A 26,865-nucleotide genomic window follows, 5' to 3' on the forward strand; every position below is an offset into this window, starting at 1 on the left:
GAGCCCGGCCTCGGCGATCCAGAACCCTCCAAGGGCTCTGACCGGATCCACCTGCGGCCGGGCATATACCTCTGGGCATGACCGCCACACTCGACCAGCCGCCCACCGAAGAGGCAACCGGCAGCCTCGCCGCCGCACTCGAACGGATGGCATCCTCCGAACGCCTCCGTAAGCGCCACTTCACCATGGTGGCCGTCGAAGGACCGTCGGCCTCGGTCTCCCGGGTCCAGGGACCTGCCCCTGGCGACTCCACCACACCGGCCGACCTTGAAGGACTGATCTCCTCGATCGCCGTCGTCGGCCTGTTGCAGCCGCTGCTGGTCGAACAGATCGACTCCCGCCACATCCTGGTCGCCGGTGAACGTCGACTGCGCGCATTGCGATGGGGACATGTCAACCAGCCGGACAACCCGCACTTCCAACAAGCACCCGCCGTCGTGTGCCCCGGCCCGCTGACCGAAGACGAACGACGCTGCTGGCAGCTCGTGGAAAACCTCGCCCGCGAAGACCTCGGTTTCGGCGAATTGGGCGCAGCACTGCTATTTGAGCGTGCCGCGGTCTTGGCCAGTGCGCTGCAGGCTCGGGGGGTGGAAGTGCCGGCCGAGCTGATGGACATCGAAGACCCCGTCACGCGCTGGCCCCTCCTCGACAAGCACCGAGTTGCTTGCGGGGCGCACACGGGCGGCGCGCCCTGGGACGAAGTCCTCAAACGAATCGGGGGGCAACTCAACGCCGAGAAGGCCAAACAGATTGTGCGGGCGTTCAAATCGCTTCCCGCCGAGGTCAGTTCCGATATGGACGCCGAAGGCGTAGCACTGGCCACCCGACTGGACTACTTGAAGCTGGAGAAGGGCCGCAAGAACGCCGCCGCCGACATCTGGGCAGCAGTGCGCGACCGGGGCACACCCAAGCTGCTCGGCGGTGCAGTGCGCGCCGCGATGTCCGACCCGTCACTGCGCCCAGACGACGCGATCGAGGTCGCCCAGAAGCTGCATGACTCCGCCAACGCATCCCGCTCGGCCGCACTGCGCGGCGAAACCGATGACACCCCAGTCGAAGACGCCGACCCCGAGATCGTGGGAGCCGCCGTCACTGCCGTCACCCGGCTGCTCGCCGAGCTGCGCGCCGGCAAAAAGCTCGGCGGATATGCCGGCGGGACACTGCTGCTGCACACCCGCGAACTGCTCACCCTGGCAGGAGGACAGCAGTCGTGACCATCCAGCTGCCCTTGACCGTGCTCACCCCAGCCCGGGCATGCGACTGCCGGGTGTGCCCATTCTTCATCGACAACCCCGATGCGGCAGAACCGATCTGCAGCGGATCGAACTCGGACTGCTCGTATTGCGGCTCCGCGCGCACCGCCGACCAACTCACCCCCTCATGCGGCCAGTGCTCAATCCGCTGCGGATCGCGCACCGACATCAGGGCCTGGATGCGTGACGCCGGCGGCACCCTCGATTTCGACGACATCACCCTCCAAGACATGCACTGGCCCGACGGGATGCCGCGGTTCGTGCCCCAGATCGACACCACCAACCCCGCCGAGCTCGACGGTGATCTGCAGTGGCCGGCCTACGCGGTAGGGCTGCGTCGTGTGTTCTCCCCGAAGGTGTGGGATGTGTTGCCGGGGTTTCGCGACATCACCGCGCGCGAGGCCTTGGGGCTGGGTGATGGGCAGCTGTCAGTGCTCGTGGGTTATGGCGAAGACCCGCTGGTGGAAGCCTTTTGGACGCGGCGTCGTCGGATCTATCCGCTGATGGCCCAACATCAGTGGGATCTGGTGCTGTCTCCGAATTTCAGTATGTATGGAAATCAGCCCCGCACAGAACACCTCATCAACTTCCGCCGCAACCTCGTCATCGCCGAAGAGCTCCTGGCCGCCGGCGTCAACGCAGTCCCCAACATCTACTGGTACCGCCTCGAAGACCTGCAGCGCTATTCCCGCTGGCTCCACGACATCACGCCGCCGGCGATCGCGATCAATCTGCAGACATTCCGCACTGACGCCGACTGGGAAGAGATGGCGCTGCCCGGCCTGTCATGGCTGGGCGGGGAACTGCCCACCGCGACCCGACTCGTGGTGGTCGGATCCTCACGCAAGTCACGCATAGACGAGCTGCTGGCACTCTACGGAGACCGGTTGACCGTTATCTCCCAGAACCCCATTCAGTACGCCCGACACGGCGCGATCATGGGCCCCACCGGCCGCGAAGACGTCCACGCCGACGTCGCGGTGGCGTTCGCGGCCACGGTCCGCTACTACTCCTCGCTGCTGACGCAGTGGACACCTGAGGATCAAACAGCGACTCGAACGTGTGGGGGAAGCAATGGGTGAGATTGACCGCGTCCAGCGCGCAACCGCATCGAAGCGTGTCCCCGACGTCCACCGAGACGTCTTCGGATCATTGCGCGCAACCCCGCCGGCCCCACCGGACAACAGCGACTCAAATCGCTCAGTCTCCGAGGCCGCCGCGCTGGAGACGCGGAGGAACGACCTACGGCGAATGCTGAGGATATGGGACCACGAGCCCTCGCCAGATCAGCGCTACTGGGACAAGCGTGAGGCGGGACTGGACGCAGATTCGAAGATTGGCACCACTGATCCGAATTCGCCGTTCTGGAAGGCCGCGCACGATGCCGAAATGCGCAAGGCTGCGTCGGCACTGTCGGGACCCGATCATCCTCCGAGGGCTACTCGAATTGCCTGGTACCGACGGCTTTTCACCACCGCGCGCCGACAGGCCGACTCGCCACAACCTTCCACAACCCCGGGGCGGCAAGTTCGCCGATACGGCGGGCTTTGCGGTGCCCCGACAAGTCGCGGCGACTTGTGCCGCAACCCAGCCGGCTCATGTCCGCACCACTGATTTTGACGCCAATCTGGGCGAGTTGTCACGACGACCAGCGGCCGGCCTCCTCTGCGCGGTCAGCGCAGTTGCCGCACAAGCCGTCGAAGCCGTCGGCGGCATCGGTATCGACCGGCTCGTCGTTGCGGTGGGTCACCCGCCCGCAGTCGCCGCACCGCTCGATGTCCTCGTATTCGTCGCGGACCGCCCGCAGTGCGGCGCGCTGCGTGGGACCCGTGCCCGCCGCAGCGAACAAGCCTTCCTCCCAGTAGCCGGTGTCCTCACGCTGGTCTTGGACATCTCCGGGCAACACGTACTCGACGACGATGCGGCCGTTCTCCCAGTGCCCGACGAAGGTCCACGTGCCGTCACCGGCTGCCGGGTCGTGTTGATCCGGCCGCTGGGTCATGTGGTGGTGATCGGGGGCCACGTTATCGCTGCTTCGGATGCTCTACGGCCCAATGGGTTTGGGCGTCGACATATCCGCTGAGGTATCCCTGGGCCAGTTGGCTGGCGACGTCGTTGACGTAGCTCGGGGCGCGGGGTGTGTCTTGCCAATTGTCTGGTAGGTCGATCACCACTCGCATGCCGAAGATCCTTCCAACTCACTGTATACACCGGAGCGGGTGTATAGTTGACGAGTCTAGCGGAAGCTACCGACATGTAAGGGCACGCAGAGTGCACACACCCAGCACGCGACCGGAATCTCGACGCGAAAGGCATATACCTCACACCATGACCCCGATAGATGGAGTGATCTCGTGAAGCGCTGGAAACGGCGGGCGAGTGCAGCGGCCACCACCGCCGCCGCCCTGTGGATTGGATGGACCGCGCTCACCGGCACCGACACCACGACATCGATCGTCGCCCCGCCGGCGCTGCCGGCGCAGCAGAGTGCAACCGTTGCTCAGCTGCTGAGGCAGGTCGCGGTGATCGACGAGCTGCCCCAGGTCGTCGGCTATGAGCGCAGCTGCAAGAAGGGCAAGGCGTGCGTCTTCGGCCCGGCCTGGAATGACCCCCTAGACAGATCGGGATGCGATACAAGACAGAGGGTTCTGCGCGCCCAGCTCACCGATGTCACCTTCAAGCCGGGCACCCGCAATTGCAAAGTCGTCAGCGGGGTACTGCACGATCCCTACACTGGCACCGAGATCCGCTACAGCAGCGCTGATCCCGACTCTGTGGAAATCGACCACATCGCCGCGCTGTCTCGAGTCTGGCATCTCGGTGCATGGCGGTGGACTGCGCAGCAGCGCCAGGTGTTCGCCAATGATACCGACAATCTGCTCGCGGTGTCCGGGGCGCAGAACTCAACGAAATCCGATGCGGGACTGCGGGAATGGCTGCCGCCCAACCAGTTGTATGTTTGCCCCTACATCGAGAAGTACCTCGCGGTGATGGTCAAGTACCAGCTGCCCATCACCCGCAGCGATCGCGATGTCGCCGCACGCAGCTGTGCGGCTGCCGCCTGAGCGGGCATCGGTTGCTTTGTCGGTGCCGGGGGGTAACCTCAAACCATCAATACACCGGAATAGGTGTATATGGAGTGGGGAGCGCGAAGTGCACGTCTATATCACCGTAGCGATCAACGGAACACTCGACGCCGATGCGGTACCAGCCGCCGTCGAACAGGCACTCGCCCCATACGGCGAACAGCGCGACGTCATCGGCGAGGACGCCATAGCGACCGGCAAATGGGAAGGCTGGATCGTCGGCGGCCGCCTCGCCAACAGCTGGGCGATCACCGCCCACCCCAAACTGGCCACCGCGCGGCTCCCACGGTGGCAATGGCCCGACCACGGTCACGGCAGCATCGCCCGCGTGCGCGACATCACCGCGACCTCGCTGACAGCGACAACCGCCTACATCCACCTCGACGGAACCTGGCACGACAGCGGCCGTCTCGACTGGCAACCAACCATCGCCCACGACAGCGCAGCGGCCCGCCGTTGGCGCTTCGACTACTCGGCATGGATCACCACACTGCCCGCCGACACGTGGCTGGTCCTGATCGACGCACACCGATGATGGCGCGCACCGGCGAACCCGTAGAACTCATCTGCCCGGAACTGTCACCGCCCAGGCATATACCTCATGGCATGACGACCTCAACGTGGCCCGCGCAGCGCCGATCCTGTGCCGTGCATGGGTCGGCGCGCACCGCCCGGACGCCAGCCGCTCGCATCCACAGGGGCCGCTGGTCGTGACCACCACAGCCCGCGCCGTCGTCGTCATCGACTACCAAAACGTCCACCTCACCGGACATGCACACTTCCGTCCCACCCAACCCGTGCACGAATCGCTGATCATCCCGGGACTGTTCGCCCGCCGACTCATCGACGTGCGCAACGCCACCAGCTACATCCGCGTCGTTGCCGGCATCGTCGCCACCATCGTGATCAACGCAGTGCGTCGGATCCGGCGCCTGATCACCACCGGCATACTCCTGGCGATCGCCGGAGGAAGCGCCACCAGCATCACGACACTCCACGATCTCCTCGTCGCGCACTGACGTTGCCTAACACCCACGGAAACCACTGATGAAAGGAAACGCTGAATGTCTGACCCTGTCAGCACCACACCGGCGAGCAACCAGCCCCGACTGCGAGCAGATGCTGTTGCGTCCGTGGCAGCCCTAGTAGGAGTCGCGGCCGGGATCACCGGGTACGCAGCAGCCTGGCTGCGCCACCGGCAGCAACGACACACCGTCACCACCTCGACCGGCGTGCCGGACAACCATCACATCATCGACAGAGCAGCAACCGGTGGCAACGCGAGTGAAGTGGTGCTGCAAGGGCTTACTCAGACATGAACGTTCTAAGTCCCGCTGTCCTATACATCATCGCGATTATCTTGATGTTTGCGGGAACGGCTGCGACGGTGGCGTTCTTCCGCGGAGATCAACCCGACTGGATCGCCCTATCGGTCGGAGTTAGCGGCATTGTCATCGCCTTCGGCTTGGTGATCACCCTCCCCGCAGCTCCGCCGGTCGTATTGCAAGTCGCCCCTTATTTCCTGGGCTGCCTACTACTTTTCGATGCGGTTCGAAGAGCCGTTAGACGACGGCGAGGTCAACGCCGAACCTCACGCCATCGGCAGAATGGCCCTCCGGATATCGAAAACATCCCGTAGGTGATCGCGTACCGGACGGGGACAGCGGAGCGCCCCACGTGTCCAATGTCATGAGACAGCACATCTGACCGGTCAGCACGCCAATTATGCTGTTCGTCGAGGCAACGGTCGCAGATCCCGACGCTGTTTTGGCAACATCGTCGGAGCGCTCGCCGCTGGTGGCCTACGGCTACCCCGCTTCCAGGAGTGGTGAGTTGGAATTCCCGACAGTGACAGGCGTGGGGACGAGCACCGGTCGCGTTTGATGTCGTGTGGCGTGTGACCGGATCCGCCTGCGGTCAGGCATATACCTCGGGGCATGAGCATTCGAGTCGCTGTTGTCAGCGCATACGACGCGTCGACTGGCTGGTCGACGCTGCCCGTCGCCGCGGTGGGCTGGAGTCAGGGTTGGTCCTGGTGGGACTGGGTTCCGCTCAGCGCTCCCGCGCGGGAACTGCGCTACACGGTGATCGAGGGCCTCGACCCCGCCGAGCGTGAACGCTGGCTGCAGCGGTTTTTCGACGAGCCGACCGCAACGTATTCGGTCAGCGAGGTCCTGGTCCTCGACAACGACGGACGCGAGGCCGCCGAACAGGCGGTGCGTGACACCCTCGACCAGCTTCTCGTGGAGGGGGCGTGACATGGGATCCGGATCGAGCAAGGATCACGACGCCTTCACCGTCGCGCCGCCCGCCGACGACGATGCAAGCCCATCGCCGACGCCGACGGTCGAGCCCGTCACGGCCAGCGACCAGCAGATCATCGACCAATACCCCGACGACGGCGTGATTTCCGATATCGCGGGCGCGAGCAGCTTCGCGGAGATGAGCGAAGCGGTGCAGTCAGCGCAATCAGGGCTTGCCCTCACCGCCGGCCTACCGGCCGAACAGCAGATACCGCAGCTGGCTGAGGAATCCAACAAGGCTATCCACGCCGCGACGATAGACTGGCTAGACGGCAAGTCGAAGCAAGAACTCGACGACCTCGCCTCCGCCCAGGGATTCCCGCACCCCGAAATAGTGTCCAAGCATGCGCTTACGGCCTGGCTGGACCCCTCCTACCCATCGGATGCCGAGTACAAGGCCAAGATCGCGGCCAAGTCGGTGGAGCGGTACAACGCCGCCGTCGCGGCCGGCAAGATCGTGCCGGCGCCCACCATTCCCGAACTGCCGGAAGGGCACTGGAAAGCCACCCCCGCCGAAGTCCTCGATGCGCAGTCGGCGTTCATGGCCGCCGCCCAGGCCCACGGCGACCACGGTGGAACGGCCGACAGCCTTCAAGGGCTGATCGATGCCGAGAACAAGTTGGCCACCGCTCACTGCCCAGAGCTGGGCGAATCCCTGGCAGCGTCTCAGGCGCAGGCCAAGGAGCTCGTCGACGCCAAAATCGAAAAAGGCTATGCAGCCAACCATCTCGTCAACCACGCCATCCAGAACGGCGCCCTGCCTGAGGATGCGGACCTGTTGTCGCGGTCGGAGGCCCTCAAGCTGCTTCGGGAGAGCACCCCGGGCCAGGAGAAGGCCGATCTGCATCAGCTGATCACCGACCGCACAGCCAAGCTCGCCGAAAAGAATGCCGCCCAAGCCAAACTGTCTGAACTGTGCGGCGGTGCCCACTGGGCCGGTAAGCCCCAGCCGTTCAAATCAGCCGCCGATGTGATCGCCTACAACAACGCCGCGCAGACGGTGGCCACGATTCAACAAGAGGCACAAACCTGGAAGTGCGTCAACAGCCCCTACGGCAGTGGCGGCTCCAAGGTCGGCGGGCATGTTCCCAACGACAACCTCGCCCAGGGGCTGCGGCACGGTGCGAAGTCCCTATCGATGGATCAGCTGCGCGCGGCCGCCACGATGGAAGGCCTCAAAGACACCAAGGGCGCCTCGCGTGCCGAGCTGCAGAACTGGCTGATCGGCAAGTGGCATCCCGGCATCAAACAGGACGAGATCGCAACCGGTATCGCGGCCAAGAAAGCCAAGAAGAAAACCCCGCCGCCGGCACCCACGCCGACCCCAACCCCTGCACCCACACCGGCGAACAGCCCTTCCAAGACCGGGTCGCCGGCGGGCACCGCGACCTCATCGACGCCGACCGGGTTGGGGACGGTCACCCCGCTTTCGCCGACCGCCGGCTCAGGCAAGTGGTTTCACAAGCAGCAACAAATGGTGGCTGCCCTCAAACATCAGACTGCCTCGCTGGCCGATGCGCCGCCGCGGCCGCCCACCGCGGAAGTGGCGGCCTGGCAGTTCTCGAGCGGACCGGCGATGCACCTCGGCGGTGCCCACACCAAAGAGGTGGTGACCGCTCCCGATGGGTCACTGTGGATGTTCAAACCGACCAAAGACAAATATCGTGCGCTGTCAGAGTCCGGCGCCAACGGCATCTTGCATCGGGCGGGTATCCCGACGGTGCCGGTGTATGCCCGCCCCTACGACGGCAAGCTCGGCACGGTGCAGCCGCTGATCAAAGGCGCCACCACCTTCCCATCCGACCCGGGCAAATGGAGCCAAAGCGATGTCGACGCCGTCGTGCGCTACCACGCCGCCGCATGGTTGGTCGGCGACCATGACGCCAAGCACGACAACCTATTGCGCACGCCCAGTGGAGGATTGGTGCCGTGCGACCACGGTCAGGCCTTCAAGTTCTGGGGCCAGGACAAGCTGGAGCCCGGATACCATCCCAACGCCTCCTACGGGTCGCACCCCCCGGTGTGGAACGTGCTGTACGACGCGGCAAAGAACGGCCAGCTCGCCCCGGGCGTCAAGGTACGTCCCGCCGCGGCGCTGCCAGTGATCAAGTCGATCGAGTCGATCCCCGACACCGAGTTCGCGGCCATGCTCGAACCGGCGGCGAAAGCCGGGGCCGGCAGCAGCACCTCGCACTGGCGGCCGGTATTCGAGAAGCGCGCTGCGGCCAAACTGGGTAAGACGCCCACCGCACAACAGGTCGCCGAAGAGTTCATCACCTACGGCGTGGAACGCAAACAGGCTCTGCGCCAATCGTTTATGAAGTTCTTCGCCGACGCCAAGGTTGACAACGCTGACGTCATCATGAAGGTCGCCTGATGGGGTCGGGTAACAAGAAGGCGCACGAAGCGTTCACCATCGCGCCGGCGCCGGAGGCGCTCGACGATCCAGACACAGTCTCCGTTGTCGAAGTCAACGACCAGGTCCCCGCGGCGGGAAAGAAGTGCGTCGTCTGCGGCAAACCGGTCTCAGAAGACGACGTCTGCTCGCAATGCTTCATGGACATGGAGAAGCTGCTCGACCCCACCGACGTCAACGCGTCCGAGACCGTCGATCCCGCAGCACCATCAGCGCCCGCAGCCGACCAAACGGAGGCGGCGGTGGCGCCGGCACCGACCGTCGAACAGGCCCCGCCGCCCGGGCAGGAGCCCGAGGTCTCCACCGACCCCGACCAGGCGCAGTGGGGTGATGACGATCTGCTCACCCCGATCCCCGACGAGCTCAAGGTCGGCGACGGAATCGGCACCGCGGTCGCCGTCGGCGGGGCCGATCTGCTCGACGGAGCGGCGATCCTGACGGCTTACCAAGACCCCAAGGGCGGGCCCTCACCCGAGGTGCTGCGCGCGACATTGACCCCAGACGCCGAGGAGAAGCTGCTCGACGCGCTCAGCCCGCCGGATGCGCCGAAAGTGCCGATCCAGGTACCCGAAGTGGTCACCGGCCGGCTCCCGATCGACCAGGAGCAGCAGCTGCACGAAGAGTTGGCCAAAGCCGCCAAATCGATCAACCACCACATCAAAGACGGCACCCCCATCCCACAACACACCCTGGATCGCGTCGCCTCGGTCGACGAGAAGCTCCAGGCGCTGCAGGCGACGGTGCCGGCCGGCGGGGCTGAGGAGCAGATGATTGCGCACTACCAAGCCGCCGTCGACCAGTGCAAGCAACGCATCGCTCCGGACTTCGCCACCCCATACGCCGAGGGCGGCAAGATCCCGATGGTCAATGCCTTTGAAACCACCGGTGAGGTGATGGTGACCAAGATGGTGCCCGACCCCACCTTCCAGGGCGCCGGCCTCCCGGTCACCCAACGCACCATGTCGCGCGTCGCCGCCAACGCCAGCGACGGGGTGTCGACCTGGGATGGCACCAGCCGCGAACAAACCACCGGCACCGAGCTGGCCATCGACCTCGGCAACGGCTACCAGGCGGTGGTGCGGCCAACGTCGATGAACCCGCCCGGACAGTGCGCCGCCAGCCTGCGCGGCACCGTCGAGGTCATCGCGCCCCCGGGCGCCGGGCATCAGCAGCAGCTGCTCGAACAGCTCGGCCACCTCAACATCGTCAACCGGCCGATGAACGCCGCCGAGGCCGAGTGGACGTATCTGCAACGCAACATCGCTGCCCGCGGACTCGAGAAGCACGCCGCGGTCACCGCGGCCATCCAATCCGCGGCCGACCTGGAGGACGCCCACGCCCACAGCTTGCTCATGAAGCGGGCGCCGCAGGCGATCGGGCTCGACGACGCGGGCCTGGCTCAGTTCGCCCGGAAACTGCAGCTCGACGCCGAAGCCGACGCATTACGAGACAAGGTCCGCCTCCTCAAAGACGGTGTCGCGCAAGCCCTGGGGCATGCCGACGGCGCGGCCATGGCCAAAGCGGTCAGCTATGACCCCAAACCACACCGGGCCCGCGGCTGGTTGACGTGGGGACGCATCGGCCAGTCCGACAAGGACCTGAAGCCGTTGTTCGCCAACAAATGCATCAGCCACTCCATCACCGGCGGGCATCACAATCTGTCCAACGTGCTGACCTCCGGAGTGCTGGCATGCACCGAGCGGCGCCGCATGATGGGTGTGCAGAAAGGCATCGGCATGTCCGAGCAATCCGATATGACATCGGGCGGGGCATCCAGCATTTTCGTGCGCATGCAGCCCAAGGGAGCCCATCTCGGCGGAGCTCGACTGATCTGGAACAGCCCAGAGAAACTGCTGTCACGCACCGACTGGTATGCCTACAACGGCGACCACTTCGGTGCGGCGATCGCCGGCACCGGCCACAGCATCAGCGGCCAGACCCGAGATCCGCACCAGGTAGCCAAATTCAGCGGCGGCAGCAACGAGGTGATGATCAGCCACGGACTGGATCTCCTCGGTGCCGACGCGCCCGATAAGGTGGTATGCCCGGCCAGTTACCGCAAAACGCTGCTGGCTGACCTCGCCAAGGCCGGCATCACCACGATCGGAGGCCGGCCGGTCGAGAAAGTGGTGGTATCAGGATGACCCAACCATCCCCGCCAGAATGGCTCGACGTCGTGATGCGACTGTGCCGCAACGGGTTCGATCCCGACGGATCGGCCACAGGCGGAGCTCAGGTCCAGGTTTTTGACCGCGCCACCGACCAGTTGGTCTACCGCCAGCCCATCGCTCGCGAAATCCGGCTCGACGACGAAGAACCACTGCTGTGGTTTCGCCAGATTGTCGGCGACGCACCCCCGTTCGACCTGGACGTGTGTCGCCGACGCTCACTGTTCACCACAGACGCCGCCGTCGACGGCGTCGACCGTGTCACCTTTCCCCAACCTCAAGCCACCACCGGCGAATACGGCATCATTCTGGCCGCAGATCCCGATCAGGTTCCGCTGCTCGACGCGTGGGACACCTGGAAACTGAGCGCCACCACCGCTGAAGAAGAAGCCCGACTCGACGCGCTCACCGACGACTCCTAACCGCGACGCGGCGGGCGCAGCCATCGTGGTCGGATGGTCAGATCTCGAAGAGGGTCAGATGCACGTAGATCGCCGGCGAGTGCTTACTGTCGATCGCGATGTTGCGGTAGATCTTAGAGCCGTCAGTGCGGCGGTAGGGCCCCTGCCACGCCTGCACCCAGGGCCCGTCCACTATTGGCGGACCCGCCAGGGAGTCGGCATCAAGGTAGTGATCGCTGGCCTGGTCGCGGTTCAGCTCGAGGCCCGAAGCTGTCACGAGCTGCTCGGCGCCGGCGGGCGTGGTCTTGATCGCGAGCCGCACGGCGGTGTCAGGCCCGCCTTGCTCGATGCGTCCCTTGAGCAGTTCGGCATCGGCGGGTAGCACGATTCCACCGAATTCCCGTGCCGCGGCGACGATTTCGGCGGAGGTGGGCTCGGGTCGTTCCGCAGCCGCACATCCGCTGGCGGTGACGGCCGCACAGATCAACGAAACCATCGTCGCGCGCATCTTCGCATTGTCCGGGGAGACGCGGTGAACCACCACTGAATGAGGTTGGCGGGGTGCTGCTACTCGGAAGCTGATGCGGGCAGAAGACCGAGCTTGGTGGACTCGGCGGCGCACCGTTCCTAGATACTGAGCGAAACTGAGTTTTGCTCGGTGTGGCGGCCCGAACGGTGTTGGCCGCTGGCGGTGGGTGTTGTCTGGTGGACCGGTACGCCTTGTCGTCGTGGTGGGCGTAGCGGTGAGCCAGAACTACGGCACCGTCGTGTGGTGCTCGGTAGCTGATCAGGTCTGGCCGGTGGAGTGCCCGCACCCATCCGCTGTTGGGTGCGGGGTCCTGCCGGCCGCCGCCTGATCGGCTGGCCGAGTCCACGTCTGCCGATCGCGACCGCCGCACCGTGATGCACGGTCACGACGGCCGGATCGGAAGTCTGTTGCTGCAAGGGTTTCTGCCAATGCTGGCGGCCCCAGCGGCTGGTGTAGGCCGGGTCCACGCCGATCACCGCGATGCCGCGGCGGGCAGCCATCGAGGTCAGTCGGGACCGGAATTTGGCGGTGGGGATACCGGCGACCGTGGCGCGTAGCCGTTTGCCGCGCTTGCCGCGGCCGAGGGTTTCACGTCCGGCACTGCGCGCGTCGGTGAAGTTGAGGTTCTCCACCACGATCGCCGCACACCGACGATTCTCGGCCAGGTTGAGCAATTCGGTGATCGCGGCGCGAACCCGCCCATCACGGCGCGAGGCCCTAAGTCCCGCGGTGGCCACGTCGATCGTGACGGGCTAACCGATCGGATTACCCGAGGCATCGAGCACGCAGGCGGCGAGATGATCGGCGTTGAGGTCCACGCCCAGTATCCGACCGCCACGCAGATCGTCGAGCGCGGGGACCGGTTCAGGCGTGATTGTCCAGGAGGCGTCCAGATACCAACGGCCCCGGCCCGGATCGAAAGTGATGTCGTAGCGCACCGCCCGCCGGCCGGCCACCCGATCGGCCCACTCGCCACCCCGATGGTTGAACACCACCGGTGCGGCGACGAGCAGGTGCGTACCGAACCGATCAGCCAGGGCGGCAGGGACTTTGATTCGGAGATGCCCGGATTCCTCGCCCCGGATGGTCTCGTTGCCGCCGGCCTTTCCCGTCTCACCGTCGGCAGTGAGGAACGTGCGCGATGCGTCCCAGCCGTCCCGCCACTGCTGCTCGCTCATCTCGCCCGCCGCGAGGTTCTGCCGGGTCCTCCACAACCTGTTACCACCCACGGTGATCGACGGCCGGCCCGCTTCGAGCGCTGCCTGCGTGTTCGCCAGTCGCTCCCGCAGCGCGGCCAGGCGCCGGGTCTTGGAGAACCGCTGCGCCGCAGTCGCATAACCCGAGACCGGGCGGCGTGAGGATTTCCGAGGCCCACCCGCCACATCATCAGGACAGGGAACCGAAACTTCGCCGGGGCGCAGCGCACACCGCTGCTCTAGCGACGTAACCGCCGACCGCAGCTCCGCGACGTGAGCCGCCAGGGCACGCATCCCGAGCTGGTACTGGTCTTCGACCGCGCGGGTGATCGCTCCGGCCCACCGCGACGACGCCACCACCGTCACCGCCCGCTTACGCTCAGCACGCCACACTGCGTGCGCCTTACGGTCCAAGCCGCCCAACCTGATCCGACCCGCGAGCTCGCGCCGATACACCAAACCCAGGAATGCGCCGATCTCGTCCAGCGCCGCGACCTCATCGGCGGTCAAATGCAGTCGGGTGCGCACCCGCACACCCGCCGGCGCCGCAGCCACCACCGGATCACCAATGCGACGCAACGGGCTACCCATGGCCGCCATTGTGCGCGAGGACACCGACAAACCAGACCGCTGACACGAAACCTACGCTCAAGGCCGTAACTGGCGTCTCCGTATCCGACGCGGTCCCAGTGCTGCGCTTTGCGTTGGGCTTGGCGGGCAGTTTCGGTGATGGCCACAGCGCATCGTCCTTTCTTCGGCCCCAACGGTCGTCAGGCGGCCGGGGACAAGCGGTAGTTCTCGGCGGCGGCGATCCAGTCGCGGTAGCGCGGCTCCAGCCGTTGGGCCCACTGGCTGGGCCATGGGTCGTCGTGCAGTGCGCCCAGGACCGCTCCGGCCACCGCGGCAATGGAGTCGGAGTCGCCTCCGGTGACCGTGGCGCGGCGCAGCGCGAACACGGGGTCTTCGGGGATGGAGTCGACGCACAGCAGTGCTGTTGCCAGAGCCTCCTGAGCGCGCCAGCCAGCGCCTCCGTAGCTGCACGGGTCCTCGGCCCACGGCTCCCACTGGAACGCCGTCACGGCCTCGTGAGCGCGGCGCAACACGCTCGCCACCTCGTCTAGTCCGTCCTTGAGGAAGGCGTCGGCGGCGCCGGCGGTGCGGGCGCGGGGGTGTCCGGCCAGCCATGGGGCGACGCCGTGACGCAGCTGCGGCTGTGCGCAGAGGTCGACGGCGTAGCCGAGTGCTTGGCCGGGTTGGATGATGCCTTGGGCGGCATGGCGGATCACTGCGGCGGTCACTAGGGCCGCGGCGATGCCGGTGGCCTTGCCGTGGGTGGCGGCGGCTTGCCAGGCTGCGACGGGCCGCCACAGGTGATCGGGCAAGAATGCGGCTGGGCTGGTGCGCATCACGGTGCCGCAGCCATCGGAGCGGACGACGGTTGCGCCCGTCCAATCGATCCCGCGTGCGAGGGCGGCTGTCGCGCTCAGGCACGTGTTGCCGGGTGCGCGGTTGTTGTCAGGGTCGCTTCGCCAGGTGACGAATTCTTCAATGATATGTTCGCGCAGCACATCTGGATGCTCGGTGCCGGCGGTGTCGATCGCACGCGCCAGAGCCAGGGTCATCTGGGTGTCATCGGTGATGATCAGCTTCTTGGGCAGATCGGGGCCGTAGGCGCTGTCGATGGTCAGCATGCTGTAGGGCTTGAATTCGTTGGTGTTAGCCCATGCGTCGCCGTAGGCGCATCCGCGGAGCACGTCGGCCCACTTGGTCGCGAAATCCACTGAGGTGGCGGGAAGGTCGTTGGTGTCAGTGAGCATGTGAGACGGTCCCCTCTGCGATCCTGAGATACACCCGAAGCGGTGTATAGCGTTACAGTACCATAACGAGCTGACCGTGCAAGTGTCCTTCCGCTCACCCCGCAGTGACCAGGGAGGACACCTCTCCGTTGTCGGCGTGGTTATGGACACTTATCTGCGGGCGGGGTTGATCCCTCAGCCCATCGTCAGGAAAGCTCCAGAACAACCAGAGGCCCGCTACGCGGCCAAGCACACAGAAACGTGGAGGTAGCCCGGTGAGCGTCGGCGACGGATTTCCCGACTGGGACAACCAGTCACCGCCCCCACGCGACCTCAGCACAGGGGCCCCCGCGGTGCCGCGTTGGTCGCAGGCGCCGCCGGCAGGCCCAAGGCCGGTGCGCGGCCGGCCGGCGCCGACATGGGGCCTCGTCGATGCAATCGCGGCTGATCTGGCCCCTCAGCCGGTCGCCCCGCCGCGAGGATGGCGCCGCTGGATCCACAACGGCACGTTCGGGGTGGTCACGTTGGGCCCGTCATCTGAGGAGCTGCGTCGCCGCGAATTGGCAGAGACGATCCGCTCACCGCTTCGCGGGCACTTCAAGATCGGCACTGTCGGCAAAGGCGGAGTGGGCAAGACCCGCGTCGCCGTGGGCGTCGGGTCCATTTTCGCCGAAATGCGCCGTTCGGATCGCGTGGTGGCCGTCGATGCTGATCCGGCGTTCGGCAAACTGGGATCGCGCATCGACCCGGCCGCCCCCAGCGCATTCCGCGTCCTGTCGGCCGGCCGGCCGCTGGAGACCTTCGCCGAGCTTCGCAACCATCTGGGCAGCAACGCGGCCGGCCTGTTCGTGGTGGCCGGTCAGAGCGGACCGCCGCGGTGGGCGTTGAACTCCGTGACCTACCGCCGAGCCGCCGCGCAGTTGGACCGCCACTTCACGATCTCGATCGTCGACTGCGGATCCACCCTCGATTCCGCGGTCACCCGCGAAGCGATGCGTGATTTCGATGCGCTGATCGTGGTGGCCTCGCCCCGGGTGGACGGGGTGTCGACAGCGTTGGAAAAACTGCAGTGGCTGGCTGGCCACAGCATGGAAGGACTGCTCCAGCGCACCGTCATCGCCCTCAACCACTCTGACGGTCACGCCGACAAGGACACCCGCGAGATGTGGCTGCGAGAGCTCCTCGGCTGGGGACTGCCGGCGGTCGAGGTCCCGTTCGACCCGCACCTGCGCGCCGGCGGTGTGATCGATGTGGCGGAGGCTATGGCCCCAGCCACCCGCCAGCGGTTCATCGAGATCGCTGCGGTGATCGCGCAGCATTTCGCCGACACCGCGCCGACGCGGGCACAGCCACCGCGTTGGTTTTGGCGATCGTCAGGGTAGGCGCAAACCGGTGGCGGTGAGCTGATCACGCTCACTGCCCGTCAGGTACCGGGGTCGGCGTGCGTCTTGGTGAACCCACCGGCCGATGTCGGCGCGTGCTCCGGTCGCCGGATCGGTCACCCAGGCATCGCGGGTGATGGTGTGCACCCCCGTGGTGTCGATGTAGTGCTGCACCAGCGTGATCCACTCGTGCGGGGTGCGTTTCTTGCCGGATGTACGCACGCTCCAACTGAATCCGGGGATGGTGTCGAACTGGGCGACTACACGTGGATGCATCCGGCCGGTGCGGTATGCGGCGCGAGCGGCCCTCAAGCGGTCGGCGAGCGGGAAGCCGTCGTCAGTCAGTGTGCCGGGAGCCGGCCGGGTGTGGCCGTATCGGGCGTGGAAGGCCCGCAACCGGGTTGCGGTGATCAAGTGTGGACTTGAGGCCCGCGCGATCGTTTTCAGAACGAAACTCGTTGCGGCGTCCGAGAGTGCGGTGGTGTCAACACGGAGTGGTGTGGTGCCGGGTTCCGGTGGGGGAGCGCCGTTTTCGATGTGGTCGCGCCAGCGGGCGAGTGAGTCGTGGAGCAGTTCGTCTTCCTCGGCCAGCGAGGTCAACACTTGCCATGCCGCCAGGTAGCTGGTCCGGGCTGCTTTGGTGTCGAGGTCGGCGTTGTCGTCGGGGTAGTCGAGCACCGGCAGGATGATCAGGGCCTTGCGGTGGCGGCGGTGGGGATGGGGTCGGATGGCGCGCCCGACGATCTGGACGATGTCGGGGCCGGCGGTGCGTGGCGCGGCGAACATGACCGCGTCCAGGGCGGGAACGTCGATGCCCTCGGCGAAGACTCGGCAATTGGATACCACGGCGAGGTGATCGCCAGGGTGAGTGAGATGTGCCAGGACCGTGGCGCGTTCGTCGTCGGCGGTGGCGCCGTCGATATGGGCAGCGAACACCGCGACACCAATGGCCTCAGCCGTTTTCTGCAGCTGCTCGGTCCAGCGGCGGCTGTCATGAATTCTGTTGTGAAACACGAGCACTGAGCGCAAGTCGTGGGTGTCGGCGGCGTTGAGCAGAGCAAGGTGGCTGCCGGCGTGGGAGGCGCGGTGGCCGGTCTCGGTGGCACTGGTGACCAGACGGTTCCACGCGCTGCGTGCGCCGACGCCGATCACGGCGATCTCAGAGTCGGAGAGATAGCCCGCGGTGATGGCGTCGCGGAATCGGATCGGCGCGACGTGCGGGCCGTAGTCGGCCAGGGAGCTCATCGACACAATCTCGACGTCGTCGAGGTCGGGGTCGGTGGTGTCGGTGACGGTGATGGTGCGCGGGGTTGCGGTCATGAACAACCGCCGGTGTGCCGGTACAGCGTGAACAGGGGTGGCCCACGCCTTGTCGGCGGCTCCCGCGGTGCGGCGGGCTTCATCGCAGACCACGAGGTCGAAGGTGGTGTGAGAGGAAGCGGCGGCCTGGGCGAGGACCGGGCTCGACGCGTAGGTGGCCACGATCAACAACGCGCCAGGCGCCGAGGTCAGCTGTTCGGCAACGGTGTCGGGATCGGTGGACAGCTGCGCGTGCAGCAGCGCCGCGGTGCGGGCGGCGGTAAGCCCTTCAGGGTCGTCGACGGCGCGACGGCCGGGTGTCGAAGGGCTGCAGACGCCGAGCATGGCCGCCGCGGGGTAATCGCGTTGCAGCGCCACCCACGTTTGGTGCAGCAGCGCCAGGGTGGGCACGAACACCACGGTGCGGGCCCGGCCGGCGGTGGAAATCAGGTGCGAGGCCACGACGGTTTTGCCGGTGCCGCAGGGCAGCACGAGAGTGGCGCGGCGGTGCCCGTCGGCGAAGAGGCCGGCCAGCTCGTCGCGTCCCGCGAGCTGATAGTCGCGCAGCTGATGCATCGTTGGCGGCCTCATCGTGTGAGTGCGTGGGCGTGGTCAGTGTAGTGGGCGTGATGTGCTGTAGCATCCGTCACACACTTGATCGACAACATACGTCGAGAGGCTCTGCAAAGTGTCGTTTTGCCTGGTCACGCAGCCGTGGATTCCTGTGCTGACCACTGCCGGGGTGGCCACTCGCAGCCTTGCCGATGTGTTTGCCCCCGACGTGGTGGCCGTGGCCAGCGGTTCTGACCTGGAAAACACCGCGATCACCCGACTGCTGCTGGCCGTGCAGATCGCCGCCGACCGCGCGGGTGCACACCCAGGCGCGTGGCTGCACACGCACCGGCAGCGTTTCGACCTGTTCGATCCCGAACAACCGTTCTGGCAGAACCCCGACATGGCGCGCTTTCTCGCGCTGCCGGGGGCGGTGCGCCCCATCATCGGCGCTTCCTATCGCCATACCGGCCGCAGCTCAGCGGCAGTGAACCTGTGGCACACCGCGTCCGACGTCCGGCACAGCCATGCGCAAGCGGCACGGCTGCTGGTGGTGCGCCAGCAGTTCTCGGTCGGCGGCGTTCAAGCGTTCACCGCCGCCGCCTACGGCAAGGCGCCCATGTCGGCCAAGGCCTCGGTAGCGACCAACCGGCCGCTGCTGTGGCTAGACACCGGAACGCTGGCTGGCTCATTGGCGTCCACCGCGCAGCTCAGTGCCGATCGACCCGCCGGCACCTTTTGGTTCAGCTGGCCGAGCGGTGCCCAGCCAGCCCAGTACGGTCAGCCCACCGGCGTGCTCGATGGGCTCACCTGGCCATCACGATCGATGCTTCTCACCGGCATCAGCGACGACTCCGTCGGCGAGATCATGATCTGCGACGGCCTGCGCTGGCCAGAGCCGGCAGCTGATGCCGACTACACGCCCCAGCGGCAAGCCGACCTCGTGCCCTACACGATCTATGCGCGCAAGAAGCCAACCGACCCCTACACGCCCCAAACCGTGCACCCGAATCGGCCGATCTGGCGTCAACTGGCCACCATGTGCGCCGACCCCGACAACCCGGCGTCGCCGTGGCAACACCACGCCGCCGAACTCCAGGGGTCCTGGCGTCTGGGAGGGTTGGCCTCCTACCAGTCCGGGATCGCCGGACCGCTATCGGGAGCGTTTCCCGCGCCCCGTGACCGGACAGCGCTGGCCGCGTTCCTGGCTGCACTCGTCGAGGGATACAGCCGGATCGGGTGGACGGCGAGATCGATGGCCGAGGCTGTCAGCGGTGCGGGCGGCTACGTCGAGGCAATCCCGCCCGCCACCGCTCTTGGTGCCCTCGCCGCCCCGCTGGCCGAGGACCTCGCTGCCGGAGTGATCGAGCTCGACGCCGCACTCGAGTCGCTGACCGCCGCGGTCACCGACTGCGCCGACCTGGCCTACCGTGCGGTTGCGCGGGTGCGGCCCCTGGTAGCCGGGCGCACAGCCGCCCGCAGCGAGACCACCCAGACCAGGGCGGCTTTCGCCGCACGTAGGAAGGGATAGCGATCATCCATGGCCGCGCCACCACAAGTCGCCGTTGACGAGCGCGTCGACCGTTTCGTGCGGCGGCTGGCTGCCGCTCACCGACGTCGATCGCCGTATCTGGCCGCCGCGCGACGATGGGCACCTGGCCGCGTCGACCACCGCATCGCCGCCCTGACATGCCTGGACTCCGAGCCGGCTGGCGCCGGCGAATACCCGGTGTGGGCGCAGGTGGCGAAGCTGTTCGCCATCTGGCACGGCGGCCGCATCGATGTGGCCTTCGGCTATCCCGGCGCCGGCATCGGCCGCTGGGCACATCAGCTCGGTGTCGGCGACCCCGCCGGCGAACGAAGCATCGAGCGCATCACCACCGCGGCCAGTTCCCAGCGGCTGGACACCGCTCTGACCGCCCTGGCACGCACCCGGACCGCCCGGCCGCCTCATTGGGCCACCGTCATCGCAGAACTCACCGATTGGGCCGATCCCGCCCGCCGTGCCGCCGTCCGGTTCACCTGGGCGCGCGACTTCTACAGTTTCCCGCCCCCGGCCGGCGAAGCGCCGAAATCTGCTGGGGCAGTCCAACCCGCCTTGGAGAGTGAACCACCACAATGACCACAGCCGCCACCACCGTCGCGCCGTTCGTCACCCTCCACGCGCTGCAAGCATTCCCTCCCTCGCTGCTCAACCGCGACGACTCCAACACGGCCAAGCAGATCGTCATCGGTGACACCCTCCGGGTCCGGGTATCAGCTCAGTCCGCCAAACGAGCGATCCGCCAGAGCATGCGAGCACACCGACTCGCCGGCCACGAATACGGCCTGCGGACAAGTCGATTCCCCGCGTTGACAGCTGCTGTGCTCGTCGAGGAGTTCGGCCGTCCAGCAGACGTCGCAGCAGCCAAGACCGCGGCGGTGTTTCGCAAACTCAACCTCAAGGCCACCAACAAAGGAGACACCGCGGTGCTGGTGTTCGGCCGAGAAGCGCTGCCCAGCACCTTGGCCGCGGTGATCGACAAGGCGTGGGAACAGATCGGTGACGAGGTGCCCGCCGACACCCTCACCGCCGCGCGCACCGCACTCGACCCCGGCCGGGCCCTCGATGTCGCCCTGTTCGGGCGGATGCTCGCTGAGATCCCAGGCGGCCGCATCGACGGCGCGGTCGGTGTCTCGCATTCGTTTTCCGTCGATGCCGCAGCGATCGAACCGGACTGGTGGACGGCCGTCGACGACGCCGCCGTCGCCGGCGAACCGGTATCGGCCAATCTGGGCGAATCGATGGTGTCGGCGCCGATCCTGTATCGCACCGCCAGCCTCGACCGCCGCCTGCTGCGCACCAACCTCCAGGCCGCCGGCGGCGCCGACACCGACGAGCTCGCGATCGCGGCCGAACGCAGCTTCATCGAATGGTTCATCCGCGCAGTGCCGTCGGCCAAGCAACGCTCCAGTGTTGCCGCGACCCTACCGTCGGTCGTCATCGCTGTTGCGGGCCCGCAGCCGCTGTCGGCGGCCAACGCGTTCGCCACACCCGTGGCACAACCCGACGTCATGGCCACCGCCACAACCAGACTGGTCGCTACCCTCGACCGGGCCAAAGCGGTCATCGGTGACGGCCACGACGTCTACCTGAGCGCCGACCCCGCCGTGGACGCCGTTCTGGAGGGCAAGGCGCCCACCACCAGCATCGCCGCATTCCTCGACGCGATCGCCGCCCGATAATGCCCACCGTGTTGATCCGCCTCGAAGCGCCCATGCAGTCGTGGGGGCTGTCGGGTCGTGGACCCAACAGCGCGCACCGCCAAACTCAACTGCACCCCACCAAGTCTGGCGTCATCGGCCTGGTCGCCAACGTACTGGGCCGCGACTACAGCGATGCCATCGACGACCTGTCATGCTTGCGGTTCGCGGTGCGCGCTGACCGGCCAGGCCGCCTTGAAACCGACTATCACACCACAGGATCCGGCCAGTTCCCGTGGCTGCCCGGCGCCATCTACAACGGCCACCCCGTTCTCGCGCGCACAAAGCCCTACGTCGCCGGTGAACCGTTCGACGCGCCCTACGTGGCTCCAGCCACCATCACCCGCGACGCCACAGGGAAAGTCACTGCGAAACCCGGCCTGACCGTAGTGACCCAGGACTGGTACTTGGCCGACGCAAGCTTTCTTGCCGCCCTGACCGGCGACGTCGCCACGACCGGCGCGATCGCTGTCGCGCTCGCCGCCCCCGCCCGAACCCCATACCTGGGCCGGCGCGCCTATCTGCCGAGCGAACCTCTCCTGGAAGCCCACATCGACGACGACGACACCGTCGAGGTGCTGCGGGCCGCCCGTCGCGCGTCCCGCAGCACCAACGGGCCACTCGACATGTGGGTCGAGCCGCTGAATACGAACGGGGATAACGGAATCCGCGCCGCCGTGATGCACGACCAGCCGATTAGCTATGCCGGGCCAGCTCGCCGTGGAGCGCGCCTTGAATACCGCACTCACACCGCGGCCGCTGCTGACGGCCGCGACTTCTATACGCCCGATTCCGCTTTGAACCCGGAGACACCATGACCGCTGCGACCATGCAATCCAGTGCCGCCGAGTCGCTTTCGGTGCTCACCACCATCATCACCCTCGATGTCGAGCACGCGGCCACCCGGGCCATCCTCACCGATGCCCACCAGGCTCACAAGCTCACCATGAGCGGGTTCGCCCACCTACTCCCGCAATACGACTTCTTCACCGGCATCCGCGGCGGACATTCCGATCACCGGCGCGCCCTCAACATTCTCTACGCCACGCACGGGCGGCCCGACGGAACTCTACTGATCCGACTGCAATCCGACGCACCGCCATGCTTTTCCAACACCGAATGCGACTGGTGGCGCGACGCAATCCATCCCGACTACCCACCGGCAACCAAACACTGGAAGATCCCCGGCGATGGCCAGATCGCCTACCAGATCCGCGCCACTCCGCACGTGCGGGTCAACGGCAAACTGCGCACCCTCACCACGATCGACAAGCAGTCCGAGTGGTGGCACAAGCAAGCCGCCAACGCCGGCCTGCAGCTCCACGGGGAGCCGGCCATCGACCAACCCATCACCCTCGAGTTCCCCAGCAAGCACCACAGCGACCCCAACAAACCCCAGTTCCGCCTACCCACACTGCGATTCACCGGGACCGCAACCATCACAGACCCCCACGCGTACCGGCACCGGGTGACTCGCGGCATTGGCCGCGGACTGCCCTACGGCGCTGGAATGCTCCTGACGACCACCAAGAAGTAAGCTCTACCCCGGAGCGCAACGCGCGCACCTGATCCTCGACAAGCTAATAACAGAACCACCAACCAAATGTGTTGGTACCAGTAAGAAACACAACGTCAGCCGGATGCTGCGACGCCCCGGCCGACCAGCTCACCAAACCCGGAAACGCCCCGCGGTCTGGGCGATTACACAACCGCACAACCTCTCACGCCCTCTAATCAGACAGCAGCCCGAGGGATGGCTCCGTTTGCTGTCGATCAAGGCATTCTGCGACAACAGCCGCCCCGGCGAACACAAACCGCTCGGGGATAACTCGTCATTGGCCCAAGGCTTTTCGGCAAAATTTGATACCTTCACCCCGCGGTAGCGCGGGGATAGCTCAGAGATTCTTGTCATCGCCAGCCTGGCCGGACATACCCACTCCTCGCTCGCCGCGAGGATAGCTCCAACCAGATCACCCACGCAGTCCTTGACGCCACACCCACCCGCGCGACCGCGCGGGACAATCCGCCGGACATTCGAACCCCCAGGGGTGAATCCTCCCGGCCCTCCAGGGTTGGGTGGACGCCCGCGAATCGCCGTTCTATCGGCGGTGGTGCGGGCAGGATCCGGCGGGGTTGCGACAGAAATCGCCGCGACTGGTCGGGGCAAAGCACAGGCCGAATTCCGGTTGCAGTATTGGGCCGCCCAAGTACGGCGCCGGCGCCGGAGGAAGTGATGGGCGAGGACGGCCAAACCCCAGTCGGCGATACCAAGGCTGGCGGGCCGGGGGCGTGTCCTCGCGGTGCTTGCTGTCCTCGCTCGTGGATTGAGGCGCGGGCTCATCGTCGTAGGTCAGGTACTCCAAGTCGGAGAGGTGGCGGCTGATCGTTGCGGGATCTGTTCTCGCCTTCTGTTGGTCTGTGAGCTGTGCAACTTCATCGAGCAGACGCGTTGATCGTTTGGCGCGTCGAAGGCGCCAGAGATCGGTGTGCGTCCATTCGTCTAGCGGTTTCTTGGCAAGCTGGTCGAGCACTCTCAGGGTGTGGGTGCACGCACGGTTGAGGGGTTCAGCCGTGTTCGCCGGGACGACGTCGGGCCAGAGGTCGGTGCGCACGTTCTCCACCATGTACGCCAAGCTGTGAACGGTTGAGCGTTTCTCGACTTCAGACGGGAACGGCGGCCACGGCGTCGGCGGGGGGACCTTGTTGTCGGGCCGGTTTGTGTTCATTAAGCGAGATCCTTTCACTCGGCGCAGATGAATGACTCCACTTTCGCCGGTAGGTATATGCCCGGTTTCGTGGTCGCCCGGTCACACCCGGGGTGGCGGGTAGATGTCGTGTGCCAGCCGCAGTCAAGGAAGGGGTGGATTCTCCCCCGGCGCTTTGCGTGGCTCGACCACCCACGCAAAGAGCCGCTCGAGTGCGGCGGGCTCCGGCTCGGCCTTGGACGGCGCTCAGCGCCTGACGTGCTCGAAGAGGAACTACGGCGTGCCGGCCGGCGTTCGGCGGAACTGTCTGTGGTGCTCGGATCCGAGCCGGGGGAGGAATGACCCGCGCGGGGGATAATCCTCCGGGGGGTCGGCGCGGTGCTCACGCCTCGCGACTACCACAGTGGGAGGGGAGGATTGACCCCGTCCCGCGCGGTGTGCGGGGTCGGCGGCAGACCGCTTCGGATGCGGAGAAGGTCGTGCTGAACCCGGGTCTTAGGGCACCGGATGTGGGCCTTGCGAGTGGCTGCGCGCATCCATGCGATCCGCACGATCGCGGTGCTGTAGTCGAGGCCCTGGTCGATGAGCAGTGCACCGACGACGGTCGTCGTGCGGCCCATCCCACCCCAACAGTGGACATACACCACCTGTCCGGAGTCCATCTCGCTGCGGATATGAGCGAGGACGGCGTCGTAGCCGGTTTGAGGGGTGACGCCCATGTCGGGGATCGGATGAGCGTGGTAGCGCACGGTGCGGGCAAGGGCAGCGGCCACAGCGTGCAGTGTGTCGGTGTAGGGCGCCAGCCGGTCGCGCGTCGTCGTGAGGTCAACAATCGACGTGATGCCGGCGTCGAGGAGTACGGCGATCTTGGCCGCGGTCAGTGCACGCCGCTTGGCGCCGGGGTACTCGCCGGCCAGCAGTTGATCCGGTATTGCCCACCACGCATGGTGAAGCCGCTCATGCGGCCATGACGGGATACCGCCCTGGGCGCGAGTCCGAGCGTTTCGACGAGGCATTCTGTGGGGTCCTTCCCGCATGGGTGGGGGTGAAGTGTCCTCCCCCTTGGCCCGAGTCATTGCATGAGCCAGCGGTCGAGGGTGGGGCGCTGGATGCTGAGAGTGGCCGCGATCTCGACCTTCGACAGTTCAGCCTCGACTCGTGCGCGCCGGGCGGCCTCCTGTGCCGACTCCGTCGCGGCGTCCATCTCGGCGCGTGCAGCGCGAGACCGGACAGCTTCTTCAGCCAGAAGTTGCCGGGCTGCCGCCGGCGTGAGAGGTGCCTGTGTTATGTCCTTGGCGCGCTGAGTCATTGGTGTCATTCCCTTCCGCGTGTGTCTGGCCTGGGGGGAGTGGATTGTCCATACCGAAGCGAAAGATCGCGGCTCAGTTGTCGTTACGAAGTTGTGCGTTGCGGAGACGGACCTGATGAAGAAGTGCGCGGAGGCGGGCCTCGACGCGGCGGTCGAGTACGTAGTCGTAGATCAAGACGATGTTGGTGATGACCAGACCGATTACAGCGACGATGAGTGCGATCATTTCGAGTTCCTCCTAAGGGGGAGCGGGTGCCTGATGTATAGAACTATACAGACATGTATCGGGCAATACAACCCCGTGGAGGAAACAAAAAAGGGGGTGGGACGATTCGCACCACCTGGAACCCGCAGCGTGCCCAATATCGTGGTGTGCTCGCTTCCCTGGCAAACCCTGATCCGGCGTGACTTCGGGGGCTGAGGGGTGAAGACTATGGAAATCGGTTGCCAGGCGGAGTCGGCGAGAGCCGGGGAAAAGGAGTGGGTCATGCGTGACGGCGACGATCTACTCCAGGCGCTGACCTCGATCGAGAAATCGTTACCGCAAAGTGCGGATGCCTATCAAAGCCCAGCCAGCGGGTGGCTCGCCCAACGAATCGTCGGGGCCGTGGCGGTCCTCGAATCGGTCGTAAGGCCGATCTGTGAGCGTGAGCGCATGCTCGGGGAGATCACCGCGCCGCCGGCTCTGCCCGAGGGAGTCACAGCGTTCGGCGGCGACTGGATCGATGCGGCGAAGATCTGGCTCGACGCCGCCGACATGATGCAGCGGTGTGAGCTTGAGCCAGTCCGGACGACGGCCCAGCGTCTACGTGAGTACGCCGCAACACAGCTCACCTGAACCGGAGGTCTGTTGCGTCGGCCGCGGGGCAACGCCCATCGAGCCCGGGTCGCGGTTAGGGGAGAGGTGAATCCTCTCCGGCGCGAAGCGCCGTCGGGTTCGCCGCGCAGCGGCGAAACCCATTGGAAAGAAAGAACTTCAATGCGGCCCAGCGCAGCCGCGAAGCGGCGAGCACATTGGAATAGTATTGGTAATCAACCAGATTCGATACTAGACGAGTGAAAACATATGTAGGGCAGTGGGTTTGACGCGCAGCGTCAAACAGTAGGGCCGAAGTAACCGGCAAAGTAACAACCTCGAAAAGTCAAGTGTTACAACGGGTTTGACGCGAAGCGTCAAACCGTAGGCACATTATCGCGGGCGCGTAGCGCCCGAGCCCAGGGGGGCGG

General features: G+C 66.2%; 26 protein-coding genes. 16 read left to right on the forward strand and 10 right to left on the reverse strand.

What is annotated here, in order from left to right:
- The first annotated feature begins 77 nt into the window (after positions 1–77).
- Together CWS39_RS18325 and CWS39_RS18330 are read left to right on the forward strand one after the other, a co-directional pair.
- Positions 78–1,214, forward strand: coding sequence for a ParB/RepB/Spo0J family partition protein (locus CWS39_RS18325; protein WP_199178184.1), 1,137 nt, complete (start codon positions 78–80; stop codon positions 1,212–1,214).
- Positions 1,211–2,335, forward strand: coding sequence for a DUF4417 domain-containing protein (locus CWS39_RS18330; RefSeq protein WP_199178185.1), 1,125 nt, complete (start codon positions 1,211–1,213; stop codon positions 2,333–2,335). Before CWS39_RS18325 ends, CWS39_RS18330 begins: the two co-directional genes overlap by 4 nt.
- Positions 2,336–2,892: 557 nt before the next feature.
- On the opposite strand, the gene CWS39_RS18335 is transcribed toward CWS39_RS18330, so the two are convergent.
- Together CWS39_RS18335 and CWS39_RS28910 are read right to left on the reverse strand one after the other, a co-directional pair.
- Positions 2,893–3,276 carry a hypothetical protein gene (locus CWS39_RS18335; protein WP_102144359.1) on the reverse strand — a complete coding sequence of 128 codons (384 nt, stop codon included), beginning with the start codon at positions 3,274–3,276 and terminating at the stop codon, positions 2,893–2,895.
- A gap of 1 nt (position 3,277) precedes the next feature.
- Positions 3,278–3,433, reverse strand: a complete 156-nt coding sequence (locus CWS39_RS28910; protein WP_158240367.1) for a hypothetical protein — start codon at positions 3,431–3,433, stop codon at positions 3,278–3,280.
- Between the two features lie 174 nt (positions 3,434–3,607).
- Between CWS39_RS28910 and CWS39_RS18340 the strand changes: the two genes are divergently transcribed.
- The 7 genes from CWS39_RS18340 to CWS39_RS18370 all read left to right on the forward strand — a co-directional run bounded on the left by CWS39_RS18340 (position 3,608) and on the right by CWS39_RS18370 (position 11,648).
- The gene (locus tag CWS39_RS18340) at positions 3,608–4,318 is read left to right on the forward strand and encodes an HNH endonuclease family protein (protein ID WP_233213563.1); all 711 of its coding nucleotides are present in this window, start codon (positions 3,608–3,610) and stop codon (positions 4,316–4,318) included.
- Between the two features lie 88 nt (positions 4,319–4,406).
- Complete coding sequence (locus tag CWS39_RS18345) at positions 4,407–4,874, forward strand: hypothetical protein (protein WP_102144360.1); 468 nt, start codon at positions 4,407–4,409, stop codon at positions 4,872–4,874.
- A 175-nt stretch (positions 4,875–5,049) separates the two neighbouring features.
- Positions 5,050–5,358: a hypothetical protein gene (locus CWS39_RS18350; protein ID WP_142386880.1), complete on the forward strand. Its 309-nt coding sequence runs from the start codon at positions 5,050–5,052 to the stop codon at positions 5,356–5,358.
- Between the two features lie 918 nt (positions 5,359–6,276).
- Entirely contained in the window at positions 6,277–6,597 is a 321-nt protein-coding gene (locus tag CWS39_RS18355) for a hypothetical protein (protein ID WP_102144362.1), read from the forward strand.
- Position 6,598: 1 nt separating this feature from the next.
- Positions 6,599–9,019, forward strand: coding sequence for a hypothetical protein (locus tag CWS39_RS18360; protein WP_102144363.1), 2,421 nt, complete (start codon positions 6,599–6,601; stop codon positions 9,017–9,019).
- Entirely contained in the window at positions 9,019–11,202 is a 2,184-nt protein-coding gene (locus CWS39_RS18365; protein ID WP_102144364.1) for a hypothetical protein, read from the forward strand. The genes CWS39_RS18360 and CWS39_RS18365 overlap by 1 nt, the downstream gene beginning before the upstream one ends.
- Positions 11,199–11,648 (forward strand): hypothetical protein, encoded by a 450-nt coding sequence (locus CWS39_RS18370; RefSeq protein ID WP_102144365.1) that lies wholly within the window; start codon positions 11,199–11,201, stop codon positions 11,646–11,648. The genes CWS39_RS18365 and CWS39_RS18370 overlap by 4 nt, the downstream gene beginning before the upstream one ends.
- A 37-nt stretch (positions 11,649–11,685) precedes the next feature.
- Here the strand turns inward: CWS39_RS18370 and CWS39_RS18375 are convergent, their stop codons facing one another.
- The 4 genes from CWS39_RS18375 to CWS39_RS18390 form a co-directional block, all read right to left on the reverse strand.
- Complete coding sequence (locus CWS39_RS18375) at positions 11,686–12,171, reverse strand: hypothetical protein (RefSeq protein WP_102144366.1); 486 nt, start codon at positions 12,169–12,171, stop codon at positions 11,686–11,688.
- 83 nt (positions 12,172–12,254) lie between these two features.
- Complete coding sequence (locus CWS39_RS18380; RefSeq protein ID WP_158240368.1) at positions 12,255–12,893, reverse strand: hypothetical protein; 639 nt, start codon at positions 12,891–12,893, stop codon at positions 12,255–12,257.
- Positions 12,894–12,908: 15 nt separating this feature from the next.
- Positions 12,909–13,943, reverse strand: coding sequence for a hypothetical protein (locus tag CWS39_RS18385; protein WP_142386881.1), 1,035 nt, complete (start codon positions 13,941–13,943; stop codon positions 12,909–12,911).
- 179 nt (positions 13,944–14,122) lie between these two features.
- A complete protein-coding gene (locus tag CWS39_RS18390; protein ID WP_102144369.1) occupies positions 14,123–15,169 on the reverse strand; it encodes an ADP-ribosylglycohydrolase family protein in 1,047 nt (348 codons plus the stop codon).
- Positions 15,170–15,423: 254 nt separating this feature from the next.
- Here CWS39_RS18390 and CWS39_RS18395 point away from each other — a divergent pair, with 254 nt between their 5' ends.
- Entirely contained in the window at positions 15,424–16,530 is a 1,107-nt protein-coding gene (locus CWS39_RS18395; protein ID WP_142386882.1) for a MinD/ParA family ATP-binding protein, read from the forward strand.
- Here CWS39_RS18395 and CWS39_RS18400 read toward each other — a convergent pair.
- Positions 16,522–18,420 carry a DEAD/DEAH box helicase family protein gene (locus tag CWS39_RS18400; protein WP_102144370.1) on the reverse strand — a complete coding sequence of 633 codons (1,899 nt, stop codon included), beginning with the start codon at positions 18,418–18,420 and terminating at the stop codon, positions 16,522–16,524. The genes CWS39_RS18395 and CWS39_RS18400 overlap by 9 nt on opposite strands.
- A 97-nt stretch (positions 18,421–18,517) precedes the next feature.
- Between CWS39_RS18400 and CWS39_RS18405 the strand changes: the two genes are divergently transcribed.
- Genes CWS39_RS18405 through CWS39_RS18425 form a run of 5 tightly spaced genes read left to right on the forward strand, consistent with a single transcriptional unit; the run spans position 18,518 to position 23,161 of the window.
- Positions 18,518–19,912 (forward strand): type I-E CRISPR-associated protein Cse1/CasA, encoded by a 1,395-nt coding sequence (locus tag CWS39_RS18405; protein ID WP_102144371.1) that lies wholly within the window; start codon positions 18,518–18,520, stop codon positions 19,910–19,912.
- A 9-nt stretch (positions 19,913–19,921) separates the two neighbouring features.
- Positions 19,922–20,503 carry a type I-E CRISPR-associated protein Cse2/CasB gene (locus tag CWS39_RS18410; protein ID WP_102144372.1) on the forward strand — a complete coding sequence of 194 codons (582 nt, stop codon included), beginning with the start codon at positions 19,922–19,924 and terminating at the stop codon, positions 20,501–20,503.
- Positions 20,500–21,606 carry a type I-E CRISPR-associated protein Cas7/Cse4/CasC gene (gene cas7e / locus CWS39_RS18415; RefSeq protein WP_102144373.1) on the forward strand — a complete coding sequence of 369 codons (1,107 nt, stop codon included), beginning with the start codon at positions 20,500–20,502 and terminating at the stop codon, positions 21,604–21,606. Before CWS39_RS18410 ends, cas7e begins: the two co-directional genes overlap by 4 nt.
- 8 nt (positions 21,607–21,614) lie before the next feature.
- Positions 21,615–22,442: a CRISPR-associated protein Cas5 gene (gene cas5, locus CWS39_RS18420; RefSeq protein ID WP_158240369.1), complete on the forward strand. Its 828-nt coding sequence runs from the start codon at positions 21,615–21,617 to the stop codon at positions 22,440–22,442.
- Complete coding sequence (locus CWS39_RS18425) at positions 22,439–23,161, forward strand: type I-E CRISPR-associated protein Cas6/Cse3/CasE (protein WP_102144375.1); 723 nt, start codon at positions 22,439–22,441, stop codon at positions 23,159–23,161. The genes cas5 and CWS39_RS18425 overlap by 4 nt, the downstream gene beginning before the upstream one ends.
- A gap of 562 nt (positions 23,162–23,723) precedes the next feature.
- Here CWS39_RS18425 and CWS39_RS18430 read toward each other — a convergent pair.
- From CWS39_RS18430 to CWS39_RS28915, 3 genes are all read right to left on the reverse strand, one after another.
- On the reverse strand, positions 23,724–24,248 hold the full coding sequence (locus CWS39_RS18430; RefSeq protein WP_142386883.1) for a hypothetical protein: 525 nt from the start codon (positions 24,246–24,248) through the stop codon (positions 23,724–23,726).
- Positions 24,249–24,724: 476 nt separating this feature from the next.
- The gene (locus tag CWS39_RS29220) at positions 24,725–25,345 is read right to left on the reverse strand and encodes a protein-tyrosine phosphatase family protein (protein ID WP_199178186.1); all 621 of its coding nucleotides are present in this window, start codon (positions 25,343–25,345) and stop codon (positions 24,725–24,727) included.
- Between the two features lie 366 nt (positions 25,346–25,711).
- A complete protein-coding gene (locus CWS39_RS28915; RefSeq protein ID WP_158240370.1) occupies positions 25,712–25,864 on the reverse strand; it encodes a hypothetical protein in 153 nt (50 codons plus the stop codon).
- Between the two features lie 261 nt (positions 25,865–26,125).
- On the opposite strand from CWS39_RS28915, the gene CWS39_RS18445 reads away from it, so the two are divergent.
- Entirely contained in the window at positions 26,126–26,476 is a 351-nt protein-coding gene (locus tag CWS39_RS18445) for a hypothetical protein (RefSeq protein WP_142386884.1), read from the forward strand.
- The last annotated feature ends 389 nt before the right edge of the window (positions 26,477–26,865 follow it).

The organism is Mycobacterium hubeiense, assembly GCF_002838065.1.
Taxonomy (GTDB): Bacteria; Actinomycetota; Actinomycetes; order Mycobacteriales; family Mycobacteriaceae; genus Mycobacterium; species Mycobacterium hubeiense.

Coding starts and splice junctions, on each gene's coding strand:
- cas7e (WP_102144373.1), top strand. CDS start 20,500: ATGACCACAGCCGCCACCACCGTCGCGCCGTTCGTCACCCTCCACGCG.
- CWS39_RS28915 (WP_158240370.1), bottom strand. CDS start 25,864: ATGATCGCACTCATCGTCGCTGTAATCGGTCTGGTCATCACCAACATC.
- CWS39_RS18410 (WP_102144372.1), top strand. CDS start 19,922: ATGGCCGCGCCACCACAAGTCGCCGTTGACGAGCGCGTCGACCGTTTC.
- CWS39_RS18365 (WP_102144364.1), top strand. CDS start 9,019: ATGGGGTCGGGTAACAAGAAGGCGCACGAAGCGTTCACCATCGCGCCG.
- CWS39_RS18425 (WP_102144375.1), top strand. CDS start 22,439: ATGACCGCTGCGACCATGCAATCCAGTGCCGCCGAGTCGCTTTCGGTG.
- CWS39_RS28910 (WP_158240367.1), bottom strand. CDS start 3,433: ATGCGAGTGGTGATCGACCTACCAGACAATTGGCAAGACACACCCCGC.
- CWS39_RS18385 (WP_142386881.1), bottom strand. CDS start 13,943: ATGGGTAGCCCGTTGCGTCGCATTGGTGATCCGGTGGTGGCTGCGGCG.
- CWS39_RS29220 (WP_199178186.1), bottom strand. CDS start 25,345: ATGCCTCGTCGAAACGCTCGGACTCGCGCCCAGGGCGGTATCCCGTCA.
- CWS39_RS18390 (WP_102144369.1), bottom strand. CDS start 15,169: ATGCTCACTGACACCAACGACCTTCCCGCCACCTCAGTGGATTTCGCG.
- CWS39_RS18325 (WP_199178184.1), top strand. CDS start 78: ATGACCGCCACACTCGACCAGCCGCCCACCGAAGAGGCAACCGGCAGC.
- CWS39_RS18445 (WP_142386884.1), top strand. CDS start 26,126: ATGCGTGACGGCGACGATCTACTCCAGGCGCTGACCTCGATCGAGAAA.
- CWS39_RS18360 (WP_102144363.1), top strand. CDS start 6,599: ATGGGATCCGGATCGAGCAAGGATCACGACGCCTTCACCGTCGCGCCG.
- CWS39_RS18355 (WP_102144362.1), top strand. CDS start 6,277: ATGAGCATTCGAGTCGCTGTTGTCAGCGCATACGACGCGTCGACTGGC.
- CWS39_RS18370 (WP_102144365.1), top strand. CDS start 11,199: ATGACCCAACCATCCCCGCCAGAATGGCTCGACGTCGTGATGCGACTG.
- CWS39_RS18400 (WP_102144370.1), bottom strand. CDS start 18,420: ATGAGGCCGCCAACGATGCATCAGCTGCGCGACTATCAGCTCGCGGGA.
- CWS39_RS18430 (WP_142386883.1), bottom strand. CDS start 24,248: ATGGTGGAGAACGTGCGCACCGACCTCTGGCCCGACGTCGTCCCGGCG.